Consider the following 917-nt stretch of genomic DNA (forward strand, 5'->3'; position numbering starts at 1 on the left):
AAGAAAATAGTAAATTAAATATAATGTACGTTTCGAGGAAGGAATAGGGAAATAATAAGTTCCCTCTGACCTTTATTTAAAGCATGAAGGAAAGCCCGAAAAAAATAGGATCCTTCCTTTTCGTGCGGGTAACAACGATGGAAATGAAACAAAAACCGATAGGGTACATATAAAGACATATAGGCCGCTTTCACGATGAGGGGGAAGTAATCATTCAAATATAGGTTTGAATATTCAACAAATTATGGTATATTTTAATCAAATGAAGATTTGAATGAAGGGTGTGGGAAGATGATGGAACAAAAAGATGTATGTGATGTCCATCTGCATGATCAAGTAAAGGTCAATCGCATTCAGAAAGAAATGAACCAGGTCGATATTTCCAGCATATCAAAGCTGTTTAAGGTGATAGGTGATGATAATAGGGCCAAAATAGCCTATGCACTCTGTGAAGACGAGGAATTATGTGTGTGCGATCTGGCCCATATCATCGGTGCCTCGATGGCGACAACGTCTCATCATCTTCGTACCCTCTATAAGAATGCCATCGTTAAATATCGAAAAGAAGGAAAGTTAGCTTTTTATTCATTGGATGATCACCATATCAAGCAATTGATCCTCATTGCATCAGAACACCAGCGGGAGGTGAGGTCCGATGGCTGAACCGGCTTCAAAAACGTACCGCATCCAAGGTCTATCCTGCACGAATTGTGCGGCTAAGTTTGAGAATAATGTTCGTGGCCTGGAAGGAGTAAGGGACGCTAAAATCAATTTTGGCGCTTCAAAGATTTCCGTACAGGGAAGTGCGACGATTGAAGAGATAGAAAAGGCAGGAGCCTTCGATAACCTGAGAATCCGGGGAGAGCAGGAACAGGTGTCCCTTAAGGAGCCATTTTGGAAACAAAAAGAAAATATTA

Annotated in this window: 2 protein-coding genes; both read left to right on the forward strand. The window is 40.6% G+C overall.

Going from position 1 to position 917, the window contains the following annotated elements:
* Window positions 1-294: 294 nt before the first annotated feature.
* Window positions 295-663: an ArsR/SmtB family transcription factor gene (locus CVN76_RS01210; protein ID WP_100530115.1), complete on the forward strand. Its 369-nt coding sequence runs from the start codon at window positions 295-297 to the stop codon at window positions 661-663.
* A partial coding sequence (locus tag CVN76_RS01215) for a heavy-metal-associated domain-containing protein (RefSeq protein WP_198512409.1) occupies window positions 656-917 on the forward strand: 262 nt, incomplete at its 3' end. The genes CVN76_RS01210 and CVN76_RS01215, both read left to right, overlap by 8 nt.

This window comes from Bacillus sp. mrc49 (genome assembly GCF_002803435.1).